Raw genomic sequence first — 16,470 nt, forward strand, 5'->3', positions numbered from 1 at the left:
TCGGCGCCGGCCCCCTGCCGTCGTCGGCCACATCGAAGGAGAGCACGCCATGTTGATGTCCTATCTCGTTCCGGTCGTCCTGCTGGTCTTGCTGCTGGCGGCGTCGATCCGCATCCTGCCCGAGTACAAGCGCGGGGTGGTGTTCTTCCTCGGGCGCTTCCAGTCGGTGAAGGGCCCCGGCCTGTTGATCATCATTCCCGGCATTCAGAAGATGCAGGTGGTCGACCTGAGGGTGATCACCATGGATGTGCCGGAACAGGACGTCATCTCCCAGGATAACGTCACCGTCAAGGTCAATGCGGTGCTCTACTTCCGGGTCGTGGACCCGGAGAAGGCGATCATCCAGGTCGAGCACTTCGTCAATGCCACCAGTCAGCTGGCCCAGACCACGCTGCGCTCGGTGCTCGGCAAGCACGACCTCGACGAGATGCTTTCCGAGCGTGACAAGCTCAACGACGACATCCAGGAGATCATCGACAGCTCCGCCGAGGGCTGGGGCATCAAGGTGGCCAACGTGGAGATCAAGCACGTCGACCTCGACGAGAGCATGATCCGCGCCATTGCCCGCCAGGCCGAGGCCGAGCGCGAGCGGCGCGCCAAGGTGATCCATGCCGAGGGGGAGTTGCAAGCCTCCAAGAAACTGGTTGAAGCAGCCCACGTCCTGTCGGCCAACCCGGCGGCGCTTCAGCTGCGTTACCTGCAGACCATGGCCGATATGGGCAGCAAGAGTTCCACCGTGGTCTTCCCGATGCCGATGGACCTTCTCAAGGCCTTTCAGGCCATGGGTGAGTCGGCAACGCATAGCGACGATCGCTGAGTTCCCGCCGGCGACACGACATGCGGGTCGCCGGTGTTCCTGTTAGAATCCCGCGCCTTTGTCCCCGGCGACTCGGGCGCGCCGTCATCGATCGGCATCATCCTGGTGTCCTGGCGCCTTGCGGCATCACAAACCCTTTCGACAGGACCGCAGCATGTACGAAAAAATGAAACTGAGCTGGTTCTCCAATCTCAAGGGCGACACCCTGGCTGGCCTCGTCGTCGCCCTGGCGCTGATTCCCGAGGCCATCGCCTTCTCCATCATCGCCGGGGTCGACCCCAAGGTCGGCCTCTACGCCTCCTTCGCCATCTGCGTGATCATCGCCTTCGCCGGCGGGCGCTCGGGGATGATCTCGGCGGCCACCGGCGCCATGGCGCTGCTGATGGTCACCCTGGTCAAAGAGCACGGCCTGGAGTACCTGCTGGCTGCCACCCTGCTCACCGGGGTCCTGCAACTCATCGCCGGCTATCTCAGGCTCGCCGAGCTGATGCGCTTCGTGTCGCGTTCGGTGGTCACCGGCTTCGTCAATGCCCTGGCGATCCTGATCTTCATGGCCCAGCTGCCCGAGCTCACCGACGTGAGCTGGCACGTCTACGTCATGACGCTGGCCGGCCTGGCGATCATCTACGGCTTCCCCTACCTGCCGGTAGTGGGCAAGCTGCTGCCCTCGCCGCTGGTCTGCATCCTGGTGCTCACGGCGGTCTACATGCTCACCGGCATGGAGATCAGAAGCGTCGGCGACATGGGCGAGCTGCCCGATAGCTTGCCGGTCTTGCTGTGGCCCGAGGTGCCGCTCAACCTCGAGACCCTGAGGATCATCTTCCCCACCGCACTGATGCTGACCGTGGTGGGCCTGCTGGAGTCGATGATGACCGCGACCATCCTCGACGACCTGACCGATACCAAGAGCGACAAGAACCGCGAGTGCAAGGGGCAGGGCATTGCCAACATCGGCGCCGGCCTGCTCGGCGGCATGGCGGGTTGCGCGATGATTGGCCAGTCGGTGATCAACATCAAGTCCGGCGGTCGTCGTCGCATGTCGACCTTGATCGCCGGCGTGGCGCTGCTGATGATGGTGGTGTTCCTCGCCGACTGGGTCTCCCAGATTCCCATGGCCGCATTGGTGGCGGTGATGATCATGGTCGCCATCGGGACCTTTAGCTGGTCGTCGATCCGTGACCTGAAGAAACATCCGGTGAGCACCAACATGGTGATGGTGGCTACCGTAGTGGTCACCGTGGGCACTCACAACCTGGCCATCGGTGTCTTCGTCGGCGTGCTGCTGGCCGCCATGAACTTCGCCAACAAGGTGGGCAACATCCTATATATCGGCAGCGAGGAGACCGAGCAGGGCAGCCATCGCATCTACCAGGTGGTGGGTCAGGTGTTCTTCGCTTCCTCCGAGCGCTTCGGCGACGCCTTCGACTTCAAGGAGACGGTGGAGAAGGTGACCATCGATCTTTCGCGTGCCCACTTCTGGGATATCACCGCCGTCCAGGCGCTGGACCGGGTGGTGATCAAGTTTCGCCGGGAGGGGACCGAGGTGGAGATGATCGGCCTCAACGAGGCCAGCGCCACCATCGTCGACCGCTACGCGGTACATGACGACCCCGAGGCCGTCGAGAAGCTGATGGGCGGGCATTGACCCGCGCAACGGACCATGTAGCACATGAAGCAATGACCCTTAACGCCAGCGTCAGGACACGATAATGACAGAACAGGTGATGGCCGCCATCGACGGCTCGACGTTTTCGGAAGGCGTGTGCGACTATGCCGCCTGGGCCAGTCTGGCGCTTCAGGCGCCGCTGACCTTCCTGCATGTGAACGACAACCACCCCCAGACAGCCGAGGCGGACCTCTCCGGCAATATCGGGCTCGGCGCTCGGGAGCATCTGCTCGAGGAGCTTTCTCATCTCGACGAGCAGCGGGCCAAGGTGGCCCAGGAGCAGGGCCGGCTGATGCTCAAGGCGGCCCGCGAGCGGGCCATCGAGGACGGCGTGACCGAGCCTGGCACTCGCCAGCGTAACGGCACCCTGGTGGAGACCCTGGAAGAGCTGGTCGATGAGATCCGCTTGCTGGTGATCGGCAAGCGTGGCGAGGGCGCGCATCAAGCCAGTGACCACCTGGGCTCCAACCTCGAGCGAGTGGTACGCACCCTGCATCGGCCGATCCTGATGGTGTCGGACACCTACAAGACGCCCGAGAAGGTGATGCTGGCCTTCGACGGCAGCAAGACCACCCGCAAGGGCGTGGAAATCCTGGCCAAGAGCCCGCTGTTCGACGGCATTCCCGTGCATGTGGTGATCGTCGGCGCCGAGACCGGCGACAACCGCTCCCAGCTCGACTGGGCGCTGAAGATGCTGCGTGATGCGGGCCATGTGGCCGAGGGGGCGATCCGCGCCGGCGAGGTGGAGACCACCCTGTGCGGCTACCAGGCGGAGCAGGGCATCGACCTGCTGGTGATGGGCGCCTATGGCCACTCGCGCATCCGCCATCTGCTGGTGGGCAGCACCACCACCACCATGCTGCGCAAGGCTAACGGCCCGGTGCTGCTGCTGCGCTGATCGCCATCGCCTGCACCGCGCGATGCCGGCCCTCGGGCCGCCGTCGTCGCGTCAGGTCCCACCGGCCTCGGGGCTCGCCAGCACGCCCTGGGCCAGCGCCCAGCCGATGACCAGCAGCGCCAGCATGCCGATCAGGATATGGGAGAAGGCAGCGCCCAGGTCCAGCGCGATGCCCAGCAGCGCTGGGGCGATACCCGTGGCGAAGACCATGGTGGCGCTCAGGGTGGCGCGTACCGTGCCCAGGTGCTCGGCGCCCCACAGGCGCACCAGCAGGCTGGTGGCGATGGACTCCTGAGCGCCCATGGCGAGCCCCCCGCCCACCATCAGCGCCCAGACGCCGGTGTGGCCGCCGATCAGGATGGCCACCACGAGGGCTAGCGCGTAGGGCATCAGATAGAGCCTGGCCAGGCGTACCGGGCCGAGCCGGTCGACCCAGCGCCCGCCCAGCAGGGCGCCGGGCAGTTTGGCCAGTCCCATGCCGGTCAGGGCCAGGGAGTAGACGGTGAGCGAACTGCCCAGGTCGTCGGTCATGCGCGCCTGGTAGATGAAAAGTCCGGTCATCGTCACCGGCAGGATCATCAGCAACCCCAGCAGCTGCCAGAAGCGCGCCTCGCGGAAGGGGCGCGGTCCCTCACGGCGCTGGCCTCGTGCCGGGCGCCTGCCCGGCGCCCTCGGCCAGGGGCCGCGAAGCAGCACAGGCCCCCAGAACAGCGCCAGGAAGGCCACCAGCAGCCACCACAGCTCCCGCCAGCCCAACCACATCAGCAGGGCCGCCATCAGCGGCGGTAGCGCCGTCTCGCCAAGCATGATGCCCATGCCAACCAGCCCCAGGGCGCGACCACGCAGGCTGACGAACTCCCGGCCGGCGAGGGTGTTGCCCAGGTGGGTCATCATGCCCTGGCCACAGAAGCGCACCAGTCCCAGGCCAAGGAGTCCCAGCCACCACCAAGGGGCGGCGGTCAACAGCAGGATGCCGGTGAGCAGTGCAACGAGGACCACCAGCGCGAAGCGCCGCGGCGCCACCCAGTCGATGAGCGGGCCAAAGCGCAGCATGGCGAAACCGGCCGCCAGGGTGACCACGGCATAGGCAGTACCGAACTGCCCGGCGGTCAGCTCCAGGCGCTCGGAGATCGGCGCCTGAAACAGGCCGATGAAGAAGCTCTGGCCGAGGCTCGAGGTGAACATCGCCAGGAAGGCGATGCCCAGCAGCCCGCGATGATCCCGCAGCAGGGCGCGGTAACTCATGGTGACACTCCGGTGAGTGTGGGAGGGCATGGCGGCAGTGCGACGGCAGCAGCGCGATGGCAAGATGTCGCCATGGCGGTCCTGTCGGTGGCAAGTAGGATATCAGCTTGCGTGCATGCGATGGCCTGCCGGGCTGATTCAAAGATTCCGGAAATGGAGGCGAAGATGAACCATCCTGAGCTGGATATGGACGCCGTGGTGAGGCGGTTGCACGCGCTGCGCGCCGAACTGCTCGAGCACAGCGACGCCAGCCGCGATTCCCGCGACACCGTGATGCTGGACCAGACCTCGGTGGGGCGCCTGTCGCGCATGGATGCCATGCAGGGGCAGGCCATGGCCAAGGCCGAGGAGCAGCGTCGCCAGCTGGCCCTGCGGCGCATCACGGGAGCCCTCGCGCGCATCGAGAAGGGCGAGTATGGCGAGTGCATCGAGTGCGGTGAATGGATCGGCGCCAGGCGCCTGGAAGGCGATCCGCTGGTGCTGAAGTGCATCGATTGCGCCGAGTGACGCCCGGCGCCGGGAGCTAACGCTGGCAGGGGTCGTCGATGATGGCGGTCTCCCGCGGCCGAAGGCGTCGCGACAGGGCGTCCACGGCGATATTGAGGGCCGCGGTGACCAGCAGCAGGAAGAAGGCCACATCGAACAGCAGGTACTCGAAGTTCGCGTCGATGTAGTAGCCCAGGGTGGCCACCCCCAGCATGCCCAGGATCGCCGTCTCGCGCAGGATCACCTCGGCCCGGTAGTAGAGCAGGGCCAGCATGCCAGGATAGAGCCGCGGCAGCAGCTCGTAGGCCAGCCGGCCCGTGGCGTTCACTCCCGGCATGCCGGGAGTGATGGCGTCCGCGTGGCGTGCCACCAGGAAGGCGATCAGTGCGCCGTTGTGCAGCGCCAGCGCCAGCCAGGCGGGCAGCAGCGACGGCCCCAGCAGCAGCAGGAAAAAGAAGGCCAGCATCAGTTCCGGCGTCGAGCGTAGGAAGACCAGCAGGCCCCGCCCGGCCAGCCGGGTCAGCGGGTTGCCGAAGTGGCGGCAGGCCAGGGGCCACAGCGCCAGGGCGACCAGCAGCGCCCCCACACTGCCCAGCAGGCCAAGCAGCAAGGTGTTGCCGATGGCCGGGCCCAGGTCGGGGATGCGCGCCAGCCACTCGATGAGGCCGCGCCAGTCGCCCTCGAGCAGCGCCGGCGGCCAGATGTCCTGGCTGACGAAGCGCCACAGGAGGCCGCCCTCCAGCGCCGGCCAGGGGCCCAGCAGCAAGGCGCCGCCCAGCGCCAGCAGCGGTATCAGCCGCCGGTGACTCCACCAGGGCAGGCTGGCGATCAGCAGATAGAACATCCACAGCAGCGCCCCCGCCTCGTGGTAGCGCCCCTCGCGGAAGGCGGTCTCGAGCTGAAAGCCCAGGGTCGGCAGGCCGACGAAGCCCAGCAGCACGCTGGCGCGCAGCGCGCACTCGAAGCGATAGCGGGTGTAGGCGGCGAGTCGGGTCCAGGCCAGCGGCAGTTCGGCATAGACGAAGCGCGAGAGTCGCCCGATCCCCGGCGGCAGGGCGTCGCGCGGCGCGCCGGGTATTTGCTCGAGGATCTCGGCATAGACCTTGGCGAAGATGCCGGCATAGGGAATCACCAGGGCCATCAGGGCCGTAGCGGCGGAGAGGCCGAACACCTGCAGGAAGAGCAGCGCCCAGAACAGCTCGTGGATGGCGCGCACGAAGGCGCAGCCAGCGCGGATCAGCCGCGAGCGGGCGAACAGCAGGGCCAGCGGGAAGCCCAGCAGCATTCCGCCCAAGGTTCCCCACAGCGCCACGGCCACGGTCAGGCCCAGCGCCTCCAGCGGTGACTCCAGCGCCCCCCAGGCGGGCCAGGCCAGCCCGCGGGCCATGCGAGCGAGCTCCGCCCAGGGGTCGCGGGTCAGCACCGCCAGGTCGGCGAAGGGCACCAGCAGCACCGCCAGCGCCACCAGGGCCAGGCTGTGACGCGCCAGGCGCACGCCGGGGCTCCGGCCTTCCAGCCAGCCCGGCCGGGGCGCCTGGGTGCGAGAGTGGGCCTGGGTCATGGCCGGCCCCGGCGGGCGGCATTTCCCCTCTGGCCATCGGCGTCGGGATAGAGGCCGTCCAGGTCTGCCAGGCTCAGGTCGCGAGCCGGCGCATCGATCACCAGCCGGCCGTCACGCAGGCCCCATACCCGGTCGAAGTGGCTGAGGGCCAGCTCCCGCTGGTGGAGGGCGACCACCGAGGTGGCGTGGCGGTGGTCGATCAGTGCCAGCAGGCGCAATGCCTGGTGGGGGTCGACGCTGGCCACCGGCTCGTCACCCAGGAACAGCGCCCGCTGCTGGTAGAGGGCTCGGGCGATGGCGACCCGCTGGCGCTGGCCCCCGGAGAGCTGCGCGACGGGACGGCGCATCAGCCCGTCCAGGCCCAGCTCGTCGCAGAGTTCGGTGACCTCCTGCCAGGGGCCGGCCAGCGGCCGCACCAGGTTCCACAGGTTGGCCAGCGCCGAGTGCTCGGCCAGCCGCCCCATGTAGACGTTGTGATAGACCGCCAGCTGGGGCACCAGGCCATGCTGCTGGGGACACCAGGCGGCGCGGTTACCCAGGCGCCGGCGCAGGGCCCCGAGCAGGGTGGACTTGCCGGCCCCGCTGGGGCCGAGCAGGGCGACGCGCTCGCCGCGCCGCAGGTGGAGATGCAGTCCCGGCAGCACCACTTGATCGCCATGGCCCAGGTCGACGCCGGTCAGCGAGACCAGCGTGTCGCGGGACTCGCCCATCAGCGCAGCAGGCCGAGCTCTTCCGCAACGTCTTCGATGGGGGCGTAGAGGTCGTTGTGGGCGGGAATAAAGTTCTTGCGTGGGAAGCTCGCCAGCAGCTCGGGGTCGTCCATCTCGAGCAGGGCCGTGCGAACCTTCTCGCTGAAGCCCTCACCGAAGCGGGCATCGACGTCGCCGCGCAGGGTCCAGTTGTAGTCCGGATAGGGCGGGCTGGCCCAGATCACCTCGACCTTGTCGGTATCCACCCGGCCGTCCGCCACCGCGGCCTCCCAGACGCTGAAGTTCACCGCACCCAGGTCCCAGGTGCCGGCTTCCACCAGGGCGATGGTGCGCGAGTGATCGCCGGAGAAGCCGACCCGCGAAAAAAGCTCATTAGGCGCCTCGCCGAAGCGCTGGCGCAGGAAGTGCTCGGGCATCAGGCGTCCCGAGGTGGAGGTGCGCGAGCCGAAGGTCAGGCTCATGCCCTCGATGGCCTCTGGCAGTTCCTCGGCCCGCTCCAGGCCGGTGGAGCGGTGGGCGATGAAGTAGCTCTGGAACTCGGCGTCTTCGCTGCCCTGGGCCACGGCCTCCGAGCCCGGCACCAGGCGACGCGCCTGAACCCCCGAGAGACCGCCGAACCAGGCCAGCTGCACCTGGTCGTTGCGAAAGGCCGTCACCGTGGCGCCATAGGACTTCACCGGCACGTACTCCACGTCCACCTCGAGGCGCTCTTCGAGGTAGTTGGCGACCTTGGAGAAGCGCTCGACCAGTCGCGACTGGTTCTCGTCGGGGATGGCGGTGAAGCGGAAGGTATCGGCGGCGACACCCTGGGTGAACAGGGTGACGACAACGGTGGAAGCGGCAAGCCAGCGCATCTCGGTCTCCGGAAGTGGGCGATAGGCTTGTCATTGTTGTGGCTCGTCGTCGGCCTGGCAAGTCCAGCGAGGCTTCAGCGCGGGTCTTCGCGACCGCTTACCGGGTAGCGTGTCGCTTGCAAGCTGTCCTTGATCTTCTTGAGATGGGGCAGGAAATCCTCGCCGCGGCGCAGGGTCACACCAGTGGCCAGCACATCGATCAGCGCCAGCTGGATCATCCGCGAGGTCATCGGCATGTAATAGTCGGTGTCCTCGGCGGTGGCGACTTCCAGGGTCTCGGTACATTCATCGGCCAGCGGTGAATCCGGGGCGGTAATGCCGAGCACCACGGCGCCGTTGTCCCGTGCCAGTCGGGCGATGTCCACCAGCTCCCGGGTGCGCCCGGTCCAGGAGAGCACCACCACCACATCGCCGGTATGGCAGGCCGCCGCCACCATGCGCTGCATCAGCACGTCCACATAGGCGGTGACTGGCAGATTGAAGCGGAAGAACTTGTGCTGGGCATCCTGGGCCACCGCCCCGGAGGCCCCTAGGCCGAAGAAGTGCAGCTGCCGGGCCTGGATCAGGTAGTCGACCATGCGCTCGATGCGCTCCGGGGGCACCTCGCGGCGCGCCAGGTCCAGGGCGGCGATGGTAGCCCCGAAGATCTTGTTGGTGTACTCGGCGGCGTCGTCGTCGGGCTCCACCGCCTGGCTGACGTAAGGGGTGCCGCCGGCCAGGCTCTGGGCCAGCTTGATCTTGAAGTCGGGGTAGCCCTTGGCCTCGAAGCTGCGGCAGAAGCGGTTGACGGTGGGCTCGCTGACTGAGGCCCGTTGTGCCAGGGTGGCGATGCTCATGCTGGTCGCCGAGGCCGGGTCGGCCAGGATCACCTCGGCTACCTTGCGTTCGGAGCGATTGAGCTCATCGAGTTGTCGACGGATGCGGTCGAGCAGATCGTGTCGGACCATGGGCGGTGAAGTCTCCGTGACGACGGGGCGCCATTGGCGGCGCGGGGCGTGAAACATACATAATGTAGTGATTTAACTACATTGTACTGGGGTTTGCCCAACCCAGCGGTCAGTTGCGGCAGTGTCTGGCAAGGAAAGTGGTAATATTACAGGTTTAGTTTGCAAGACTTGGCCTGCATAGGCTATTTTTAGGTAAGTTAACCAGATGGGGCGGACATGACACAACGCAATCGAGTCGGCGAGGCCAGGTCCACCGATGCCGGCAGCACGGAAATCGACCTGGCGCTGTTCGGTGCCCTGGGTGACCTGGCCCAGCGCAAGCTGTATCCGGCGCTCTACCACCTCGACCGTGAGGGCCTGCTGGACGCCGATACCCGCCTGCTGGGCCTGGCGCGCCAGGCACTCGACCGCGAGGCCTTCCAGGCCAGGGTCCAGTCGGCGCTCGAGACCCACGTCAAAGGCGCGGAGCTCGACCGCGCCGTGCTCAAGCGCTTCCTGACCCGCCTTGACTTCCTGCAGCTCGACTTCACCACCGCCGAGGGTTATGGCGCGATCCGCGAGTGGCGCCAGCAAGGTCTGCTACGTCCCATGGTGGTCTATCTTTCGGTAAGCGCCAAGATCTACGGCGACATCTGCCGCCACCTCCAGGCCAGCGGCAGCCTCGACGAACAGACCCGGGTGGTGGTCGAGAAGCCGATCGGCTTCGATCTGCGCTCCTCAGCCGAGGTCAACGACGCCATCGGCGCGGTGTTCCCCGAGTCGCGGGTCTATCGCATCGATCACTATTTGGGCAAGGAGACGGTACAGAACCTCATTGCGCTGCGCTTCGCCAACCCGCTGTTCGGCACCCAGTGGAACCAGAACCACATCTCCCACGTGGAAATCACCGTGGCCGAGAAGGTCGGCATCGAGGGGCGCTGGGGTTACTTCGACGAGGCCGGCCAGCTGCGCGACATGGTGCAGAACCACCTCTTGCAGCTGGTTTGTCTGATCGCCATGGACCCGCCGGCCAACCTAGATGCCGACGCCATCCGCGACGAGAAGGTCAAGGTGCTCAAGGCACTCAAGCCCTTCACCGACGACATGCTAGGGCGTGACGTGGTGCGCGGCCAGTACATAGCCGGTACCAGCGATGGCCAGGCCGTACCGGGCTACCTGGAGGAGGAGGGCGCCAATACCGCCAGCCACACAGAGACCTTCGTGGCCATGAAAACCGGCGTCGCCAACTGGCGCTGGGCGGGCGTGCCCTTCTACCTGCGCACCGGCAAGCGCATGCCGGAGAAGCTCTCGCAGATCATCATCCATTTCCGCCAGCAGCCACACTACATCTTCGACCCCGACCAGCGCGGGCTTGCCGCCAACAAGCTGGTGATTCGTCTGCAGCCGGAAGAGGGCATCGCCCTGGAAGTGCTGACCAAGGACAGCGGCCTGGACAAGGGCATGCGCCTGCGCCGCGGCCCCCTGCACCTGGACTTCAACAGCGCCTTCCCCAAGACCCGCATCCCGGACGCCTACGAGCGGCTGCTGCTCGAGGTGATGAAGGGCCAGCAGTATCTCTTTGTGCGCCGCGACGAGGTCGAGCATGCCTGGCGCTGGTGTGACGACCTGATTGCCGCCTGGGCCGACCGCGACGAGCCGCCGCGGCGCTATCCGGCCGGCTCCTGGGGGCCGGTGGCCTCCATCGCCATGATCACCCAGGATGGGCGCAGCTGGTATGAGGATTATTAGAAAACATCAACATATCAAAGCCGCTTGAGCGTAGGCCCGGTAAGCGCCAGCGCACCGGGCACAATACGCCCGATGCGCCTTAGGCTTATCGGGCCTGCCTAGAGGAAGAGACGAGATGAGTGATTCCCCCCGCGACCAGTTGGCCCGTCAGCTGGCCGAGGCCGTGGCCGAGGCGCTGCGGGTCGATCTGACCCACCAGGACCAGGCCCTGCTGGTGGTTTCCGGCGGTTCCACGCCGGTGACCTTCTTCGCGGCACTGGCGGCCTGCGAGCTGCCCTGGGAGCGCATCCAGATCACCCTGGCCGACGAGCGCTGGGTGGCCGAGGACGCCGAGGACAGCAATGCCCGCCTGGTGCGCACCCACCTGCTGCAGGGGCCGGCCGCCGCCGCCACCTTCGTGCCGCTGACCACCGCCGACGCCACCCCCGAGCAGGGTGCTGCGGCGGTGGCCGAGCGGATCGCCGGGCTGGCCTGGCCGGCCAGCGTGGTGATCCTGGGCATGGGCGGCGACGGCCACACCGCCTCGCTGTTCCCCGACAGCCGGGAACTGCCCCTGGCGCTGGCCACCGAAGCCCCGGCGGTGGCGGTACGCACGCCGAGCCAGCCCCAGCCGCGCATCACCCTGAGCGCCGCTCGCCTGCACCAGGCCCGTCGTCATGTGCTGCACATCACCGGCGGCGACAAGCGCGCCGTGCTGGCCAGGGCGCTGACCGGCGACGACGTCCGCGAACTGCCGATACGCGCCTTTCTCGCCTGCCCGCTGGCCATCTACTGGGCCCCCTGAATTCTGGAGACCATCTCCCCATGACCGTTCAAATGAGCATCGACAAGCAGCTGCCCTCGACCCGTACCACCGAACTGGACAGCATCTGCCTCAAGGCCGAGGTGATCCCGGTCATCGCCATCCAGCGCATCGAGGACGCCGTGCCTTTAGCGCGCGCCCTGTTCGAGGGCGGTTTGAGCGTGCTGGAGATCACCCTGCGCACCGACTGCGCGCTGGAGGCGATCAAGCGCATCAACGAGGCGCTGCCCCAGGCCAGCATCGGCGTGGGCACCGTGCTCACGCCGGCCCAGTATCGCCAGGCCGAGGAGGTGGGAGCCGACTTCGTGGTGACCCCCGGCACCACCGAAGCGCTCTATCGCTACGGCGTCACCAGCCCCTTGCCGATGCTGCCCGGCGTGGCGACCGTCTCCGAGCTGATGACCGGCTGGCAGTACGGCTATCGCCGTTTCAAGTTCTTCCCGGCCGAAGCCAGCGGTGGCGTCAAGGCCCTTAAGTCCTTCGCCGGCCCGATTCCCGAGGCGCGCTTCTGTCCCACCGGCGGCATCGGCATCAATAATGCCGAGGACTACCTGGCGCTTAACAACGTGATGTGCGTGGGCGGCTCCTGGCTGACCCCCAAGTCGCTTGTCGAGGCCGAGGACTGGGAGGCCATCCGCCGGCTCGCTCGTGAGGTGGCTGACCGCTTCCATCACTGACCTCGGGCCTCTTCCGAGAGCCAGTCCTCGATGCGAAGGCCTGGCACGCGCTCGAACTCTCGGATGTTGTTGGTGACTACCACCAACCCCATCGAACGGGCGTGGCCAGCAATCATCTGGTCATAGGGGCCTATCGGCGTCCCCGTCCTGGCAAGCTCGGCTCTGAGCTGACCCGTATGGGCTGCCGCATCGATGTCGTACTGCAGCACCTGGAGACGTGCGGCGAATCCCTCGATGCTGTGCAGGTTGCGCTCGGGATTAGCCGACTTCTCCGCGCCGTAAATGAGCTCCATCAGGGTAACCGTGCTGATGCATAGTTGCTCCTGGAGGCGCTTGAAGGTTTCACGCACCTGGGTCGGCTTCATCCTGATGGTGTAGATGCATATGTTGGTATCGAGCATGTACTTGAGCATCAGAAGGATTCGCGCTCTTGCTCCGAGGGCTGGTCGCGCACGTTCATGAAATCCTCCGTGACGCCCTCTTCATCGAACCAGCTGTCCCACGATTCGCCCGCAGGGGTAATCACCCGCGCCCGGCCAATCGCCACCACATCCACACGCTTCACGTCATCAGGCAAGGCAACCGCCTTGGGCAGGCGTACCGCCTGGCTGCGGTTTGACTGGAATACGGATCCTTGTGGCATGGTTCTCACCTCGGCATATATTCTAGGGATATCCCAATACTAGCAGTGGTTAGGGATATGTCAAAGGCATATACAGTGCCTGAGTTTCCCTGCAGTACCGCCTGGCCAGATGAGAGACGATCCACTGGCGGCCTGCTAGGCTTTTTCGAGGGGCAGCCGCGACTCGGCGGCCGGCGGTGATCACCGGTAAGGAGACGTCATGCACAGCGAGCGTATCGAATTCAGCGGGCACGAGGGATCGGCCCTGGCGGCCAGGCTGGACTTGCCCGAGGGCCCGGTGCGCGCCACGGCGCTCTTCGCCCACTGCTTCACCTGCTCCAAGGACATTCCTGCCGCCCGGCGCATTGCCGGACGCCTGGCCGCCCGGGGCATCGCCGTACTGCGCTTCGATTTCACCGGCCTCGGTCACTCGGGGGGCGAGTTCGCCAATACCGGCTTCTCGTCCAACGTGGCGGATCTCGTCAAGGCCGCGGAGTACCTGGAGGGTCGAGACATGGCCCCTCAGCTGTTGATCGGCCATTCGCTGGGAGGGGCGGCCGCCATCAAGGTGGCGGCCGAGATCCCCGGCCTGAAGGCGCTGGTCACCATCGCCGCACCGGCCGACCCGGAGCACGTGCTGAAGAACTTCGGCGACACGCTGGAGGAGATCCGCGACAAGGGGACGGCGGAAGTCTCCCTGGCCGGTCGGCGCTTCGAGATTCGCCGGGAGTTCATCGAGGATATCGAGGCCAGCTCCCTCGACGCAGCCCTGCCCCGCCTGGGAGCGGCGCTGCTGGTATTGCATTCCCCCATCGATAGCCTGGTCGACATCGACAATGCCGCGACAATCTTCCAGGCGGCGAAGCACCCCAAGTCCTTCGTTACCCTGGACGATGCCGACCACCTGATCAGCCGCGAGGCGGATGCCGAATACGCTGCCGATGTCATCGTCTCCTGGTCGTCACGCTACCTGGAGCTGGCTGCCGAACCCACGCCCGAGGCGGTTCCGGAAGGGTTGGTGCGCGTCGCCGAGGCCGACCCTGAGGGCCTACGTCAGGATGTGGTAGTGGGCGGCAAGCACTCGCTGGTGGTAGACGAGCCCGAGAATATGGGCGGCAGCGACCTGGGGCCGACCCCTTACCAGTTGCTCTCTGCGGGACTGGGGGCCTGTACCGCCATGACGATCCGGCTGTATGCGCGGCACAAGAAGATCCCCCTGGAGCATGTCGACGTGGAGGTGAGCCACAACAAGGCCCATGGCGAGGAGTGCGAACACTGCGAGGAGACCCCTGACGAGGTGGATGTCTTCCGTCGCCAGATTCGCCTGGAAGGCGAGCTGACCGAAGAGCAGCGCGAGCGCCTGTTGGCGATCGCCGACAAGTGTCCCGTGCATCGGACCCTGCACGAGAAGGCGGTCATCGAGACCGCGCTCGCCTGAGCCTGGCCGATCGACGGACGGGTGGCGACTCAGCCCTGCAGTCGCTTTAGGTCCTCGCGGGTAGGCAGTGAGGCGTAGGCCCCGGGGCGGGTCACCGCGTGGGCGCCGCAGCGGCAGGCGATCTCCACCGCGCGGTGCAGGAAGGCCGTGTCCCGGTACCAGTCACCGTCGAGCCCCTTGCCTGCGGTGAATTCGGCGAGCTCGGCAAGCAGGCCGCCGACGAAGGCGTCCCCGCCTGCCGTGGTATCCACCGCCTCGACCCGGGGTGGGGTGATACGCTCGTCCAGGCCGACCCCCTTGAGCCTCACTTCGCCCGGGCCGTCGGTGATCACCGCGACCTTGACGCCGGCGGCGAAGCGTTCGGCCAGCCAGCCCTCCCGGGGGTGATCGGCGCGCAGGTCGTCGAGCTCCTGCGTGGAGAGCTTGAGCAGGTCGGCGGCGTCGAGCAGCCGGGTGACCAGGCTGACATCGGCGACCCCGCCGTCCCAGAGAGCATGGCGCAGGTTGGCATCCACGCTCACCAGGCAGCCGGCGCGGCGGGCCATCTCGGCCATGGCCAGGGTGGTCTCGGCGATCTCCGGCTCGGTCAGGCTGTTGGAGCAGAAATGCACGATCGCCGGCTCGGCGAACACCCCGGCGGGCAGATGCTCCAGGCGGTAGAGCAGATCCGCCGCGGGCGGGCGATAGAAGTCGAAGGTGCGCTCGCCCAGCGCATCGCGGGAGACGAAGGCCAGCGCCGTGCGGGCCTCGCGAGTGCGTACCACGCCGGAGATATCCACACCGTGGAAGGCGAGCTCCCTGGCGAGGAAGTCGCCGAAGTGGTCCTTGCCGAGCATGCCGAGAAAGCGGCTGGGTACGCCCAGCCGAGCGCAGGCCACGGAAACATTGGCTGGCGCGCCGCCGGCATAGGGAGTGAAGGTCTCGGTAACGGCGGGGTCGAACTCGCCGAGACGGCTGGAAAGCAGGTCGACGAGGGCTTCGCCGAAGGCGATCACGGGGGTCATTGGGGCTTCTCCAGGCTGAGAGTGGTGCCCAGCAGGTGCTGGGCGCCGGGTACCAGCCACACCGGGTCGAGTCGCGTATTGGCCGACTCCACGCACAGGAAGTGGCGGGCAGCTTGGCTCGGGGTGTCCCCGGGCGGCGCGTCGCCGGGATGCCAGACCACGGCGGAATCGCTGCCCTGACGGGCGATCCTCAGGCGGCGGCTGCCGTCGTCGAGGCGCAGCTCGGCATTGCTGCGGTAGATGCGGTCGAGCGCTCCGCGCACGCCCAGCTCGCCTTGCTGGTCGCGCTCGGCGACGTCGGCCAGCTTGTCCAGGTAGCTGGCCCCGGCCAGGCCCTCGACGCGGCAGGCGAAGGCATCGGCGACCGCCAGGTAGCTGTGCAGGGCCCCGGTGAGCTTCACCGGTGTCTCGCCGACATGCTCGCTGATCAGCTCCACGTGCAGGCGTCGGGCGTTGGCCTGGATCACCGCGCGGGGCGTGAGCTGGCCGTGCAGACGCTCCTCGGGCGAAAGGTGCAGCTCGACGCCCTGCTCGTGCTCGTCCACGGCGTCCAGCCGCCATGGCGCCTTGCGTGCCGGGCCATGCATCGGGCCGGTACGATCCGGTGACTCGTCGGCGGTGTGCTCGTCGGCGAACCACGGCCAACACAGCGGGATGCCGCCGCGGATCGCGCCGGGCAGGGGCTGGGGCGTGGGGGTGACCCACAGCCAGCCACCGGGCACCAGGGCCTCCTTAGCGACGTTGTCCGTCGTCGCCGGCGCGCCCGCGGCTCGCGCGGCCTCGGGCGCGGGTACAAGAGAGCCTTCAGCGCGCGCGGCCTCGGGCGCGGGTAGAAAGTGAAGCACCTGCGCGCCCTGAAGGGATACCGCCAGTTCTCCCCAGGCCTCGTTGGCCAGCCATACCTCGCGGCCGGCCCACTCGGCACGGCGCTGGCCGCGGGTCTCGTCGATGAGCGTTCGCAGACTCTGTGGAATCATCATTCGGCCTCTTGCGTCGAGTCATTCGACCTCTTCCG

The 16,470-nt window shown here is 67.2% G+C and carries 17 protein-coding genes; 8 read left to right on the top strand and 9 right to left on the bottom strand.

Annotated features, from left to right (window positions below; all coding sequences use genetic code 11):
- Nucleotides 1-49: 49 nt before the first annotated feature.
- From DFO68_RS05905 to DFO68_RS05915, 3 genes are all read left to right on the top strand, one after another.
- Nucleotides 50-817: a slipin family protein gene (locus DFO68_RS05905; RefSeq protein ID WP_133482742.1), complete on the top strand. Its 768-nt coding sequence runs from the start codon at nucleotides 50-52 to the stop codon at nucleotides 815-817.
- Between the two features lie 154 nt (nucleotides 818-971).
- Entirely contained in the window at nucleotides 972-2,462 is a 1,491-nt protein-coding gene (locus DFO68_RS05910; RefSeq protein WP_133482743.1) for a SulP family inorganic anion transporter, read from the top strand.
- A gap of 64 nt (nucleotides 2,463-2,526) precedes the next feature.
- Entirely contained in the window at nucleotides 2,527-3,381 is an 855-nt protein-coding gene (locus tag DFO68_RS05915; protein WP_133482744.1) for a universal stress protein, read from the top strand.
- Between the two features lie 51 nt (nucleotides 3,382-3,432).
- Here DFO68_RS05915 and DFO68_RS05920 read toward each other — a convergent pair whose 3' ends face one another.
- A complete protein-coding gene (locus DFO68_RS05920) occupies nucleotides 3,433-4,626 on the bottom strand; it encodes an MFS transporter (RefSeq protein WP_133482745.1) in 1,194 nt (397 codons plus the stop codon).
- A gap of 165 nt (nucleotides 4,627-4,791) precedes the next feature.
- Between DFO68_RS05920 and DFO68_RS05925 the strand changes: the two genes are divergently transcribed.
- Nucleotides 4,792-5,133 (top strand): TraR/DksA family transcriptional regulator, encoded by a 342-nt coding sequence (locus DFO68_RS05925; protein ID WP_133482746.1) that lies wholly within the window; start codon nucleotides 4,792-4,794, stop codon nucleotides 5,131-5,133.
- A gap of 16 nt (nucleotides 5,134-5,149) precedes the next feature.
- Here the strand turns inward: DFO68_RS05925 and DFO68_RS05930 are convergent, their stop codons facing one another.
- The 4 genes from DFO68_RS05930 to DFO68_RS05945 form a co-directional block, all read right to left on the bottom strand.
- Nucleotides 5,150-6,673, bottom strand: coding sequence for an ABC transporter permease (locus DFO68_RS05930; RefSeq protein WP_133482747.1), 1,524 nt, complete (start codon nucleotides 6,671-6,673; stop codon nucleotides 5,150-5,152).
- On the bottom strand, nucleotides 6,670-7,383 hold the full coding sequence (locus DFO68_RS05935; RefSeq protein WP_133482748.1) for an ATP-binding cassette domain-containing protein: 714 nt from the start codon (nucleotides 7,381-7,383) through the stop codon (nucleotides 6,670-6,672). Before DFO68_RS05935 ends, DFO68_RS05930 begins: the two co-directional genes overlap by 4 nt.
- Nucleotides 7,383-8,237 carry a putative selenate ABC transporter substrate-binding protein gene (locus DFO68_RS05940; protein WP_133482749.1) on the bottom strand — a complete coding sequence of 285 codons (855 nt, stop codon included), beginning with the start codon at nucleotides 8,235-8,237 and terminating at the stop codon, nucleotides 7,383-7,385. The genes DFO68_RS05935 and DFO68_RS05940 overlap by 1 nt, the downstream gene beginning before the upstream one ends.
- A gap of 74 nt (nucleotides 8,238-8,311) precedes the next feature.
- Nucleotides 8,312-9,184 (bottom strand): MurR/RpiR family transcriptional regulator, encoded by an 873-nt coding sequence (locus tag DFO68_RS05945; protein ID WP_133482750.1) that lies wholly within the window; start codon nucleotides 9,182-9,184, stop codon nucleotides 8,312-8,314.
- Between the two features lie 216 nt (nucleotides 9,185-9,400).
- On the opposite strand from DFO68_RS05945, the gene zwf reads away from it, so the two are divergent.
- The 3 genes from zwf (at nucleotide 9,401) to DFO68_RS05960 (ending at nucleotide 12,391) form a co-directional block, all read left to right on the top strand.
- A complete protein-coding gene (zwf, locus tag DFO68_RS05950; protein ID WP_133482751.1) occupies nucleotides 9,401-10,912 on the top strand; it encodes a glucose-6-phosphate dehydrogenase in 1,512 nt (503 codons plus the stop codon).
- A gap of 115 nt (nucleotides 10,913-11,027) precedes the next feature.
- Complete coding sequence (pgl, locus tag DFO68_RS05955) at nucleotides 11,028-11,696, top strand: 6-phosphogluconolactonase (protein ID WP_133482752.1); 669 nt, start codon at nucleotides 11,028-11,030, stop codon at nucleotides 11,694-11,696.
- 32 nt (nucleotides 11,697-11,728) lie between these two features.
- Entirely contained in the window at nucleotides 11,729-12,391 is a 663-nt protein-coding gene (locus DFO68_RS05960) for a bifunctional 4-hydroxy-2-oxoglutarate aldolase/2-dehydro-3-deoxy-phosphogluconate aldolase (RefSeq protein WP_133482816.1), read from the top strand.
- Here DFO68_RS05960 and vapC read toward each other — a convergent pair.
- Nucleotides 12,385-12,804: a type II toxin-antitoxin system tRNA(fMet)-specific endonuclease VapC gene (vapC, locus tag DFO68_RS05965; protein WP_133482753.1), complete on the bottom strand. Its 420-nt coding sequence runs from the start codon at nucleotides 12,802-12,804 to the stop codon at nucleotides 12,385-12,387. The two genes, DFO68_RS05960 and vapC, sit on opposite strands and share 7 nt — an antisense overlap.
- On the bottom strand, nucleotides 12,804-13,034 hold the full coding sequence (gene vapB / locus DFO68_RS05970; RefSeq protein ID WP_133482754.1) for a type II toxin-antitoxin system VapB family antitoxin: 231 nt from the start codon (nucleotides 13,032-13,034) through the stop codon (nucleotides 12,804-12,806). Before vapB ends, vapC begins: the two co-directional genes overlap by 1 nt.
- 199 nt (nucleotides 13,035-13,233) lie before the next feature.
- Between vapB and DFO68_RS05975 the strand changes: the two genes are divergently transcribed.
- The gene (locus DFO68_RS05975; RefSeq protein ID WP_133482755.1) at nucleotides 13,234-14,451 is read left to right on the top strand and encodes a bifunctional alpha/beta hydrolase/OsmC family protein; all 1,218 of its coding nucleotides are present in this window, start codon (nucleotides 13,234-13,236) and stop codon (nucleotides 14,449-14,451) included.
- 29 nt (nucleotides 14,452-14,480) lie between these two features.
- On the opposite strand, the gene DFO68_RS05980 is transcribed toward DFO68_RS05975, so the two are convergent.
- Nucleotides 14,481-15,455, bottom strand: coding sequence for a carbohydrate kinase family protein (locus DFO68_RS05980; protein WP_133482756.1), 975 nt, complete (start codon nucleotides 15,453-15,455; stop codon nucleotides 14,481-14,483).
- On the bottom strand, nucleotides 15,452-16,432 hold the full coding sequence (locus DFO68_RS05985) for a D-hexose-6-phosphate mutarotase (RefSeq protein WP_208107364.1): 981 nt from the start codon (nucleotides 16,430-16,432) through the stop codon (nucleotides 15,452-15,454). Before DFO68_RS05985 ends, DFO68_RS05980 begins: the two co-directional genes overlap by 4 nt.
- Nucleotides 16,433-16,470: the final 38 nt, after the last annotated feature.

It is taken from the genome of Halomonas ventosae, assembly GCF_004361885.1.
GTDB classification, from domain to species: domain Bacteria; phylum Pseudomonadota; class Gammaproteobacteria; order Pseudomonadales; family Halomonadaceae; genus Halomonas; species Halomonas ventosae_C.

Coding starts and splice junctions, on each gene's coding strand:
- DFO68_RS05940 (WP_133482749.1), bottom strand. CDS start 8,237: ATGCGCTGGCTTGCCGCTTCCACCGTTGTCGTCACCCTGTTCACCCAG.
- DFO68_RS05935 (WP_133482748.1), bottom strand. CDS start 7,383: ATGGGCGAGTCCCGCGACACGCTGGTCTCGCTGACCGGCGTCGACCTG.
- vapB (WP_133482754.1), bottom strand. CDS start 13,034: ATGCCACAAGGATCCGTATTCCAGTCAAACCGCAGCCAGGCGGTACGC.
- zwf (WP_133482751.1), top strand. CDS start 9,401: ATGACACAACGCAATCGAGTCGGCGAGGCCAGGTCCACCGATGCCGGC.
- DFO68_RS05980 (WP_133482756.1), bottom strand. CDS start 15,455: ATGACCCCCGTGATCGCCTTCGGCGAAGCCCTCGTCGACCTGCTTTCC.
- DFO68_RS05985 (WP_208107364.1), bottom strand. CDS start 16,432: ATGATTCCACAGAGTCTGCGAACGCTCATCGACGAGACCCGCGGCCAG.
- DFO68_RS05975 (WP_133482755.1), top strand. CDS start 13,234: ATGCACAGCGAGCGTATCGAATTCAGCGGGCACGAGGGATCGGCCCTG.
- DFO68_RS05925 (WP_133482746.1), top strand. CDS start 4,792: ATGAACCATCCTGAGCTGGATATGGACGCCGTGGTGAGGCGGTTGCAC.
- DFO68_RS05960 (WP_133482816.1), top strand. CDS start 11,729: ATGAGCATCGACAAGCAGCTGCCCTCGACCCGTACCACCGAACTGGAC.
- vapC (WP_133482753.1), bottom strand. CDS start 12,804: ATGCTCAAGTACATGCTCGATACCAACATATGCATCTACACCATCAGG.
- pgl (WP_133482752.1), top strand. CDS start 11,028: ATGAGTGATTCCCCCCGCGACCAGTTGGCCCGTCAGCTGGCCGAGGCC.
- DFO68_RS05910 (WP_133482743.1), top strand. CDS start 972: ATGTACGAAAAAATGAAACTGAGCTGGTTCTCCAATCTCAAGGGCGAC.
- DFO68_RS05905 (WP_133482742.1), top strand. CDS start 50: ATGTTGATGTCCTATCTCGTTCCGGTCGTCCTGCTGGTCTTGCTGCTG.
- DFO68_RS05920 (WP_133482745.1), bottom strand. CDS start 4,626: ATGAGTTACCGCGCCCTGCTGCGGGATCATCGCGGGCTGCTGGGCATC.
- DFO68_RS05930 (WP_133482747.1), bottom strand. CDS start 6,673: ATGACCCAGGCCCACTCTCGCACCCAGGCGCCCCGGCCGGGCTGGCTG.
- DFO68_RS05945 (WP_133482750.1), bottom strand. CDS start 9,184: ATGGTCCGACACGATCTGCTCGACCGCATCCGTCGACAACTCGATGAG.
- DFO68_RS05915 (WP_133482744.1), top strand. CDS start 2,527: ATGACAGAACAGGTGATGGCCGCCATCGACGGCTCGACGTTTTCGGAA.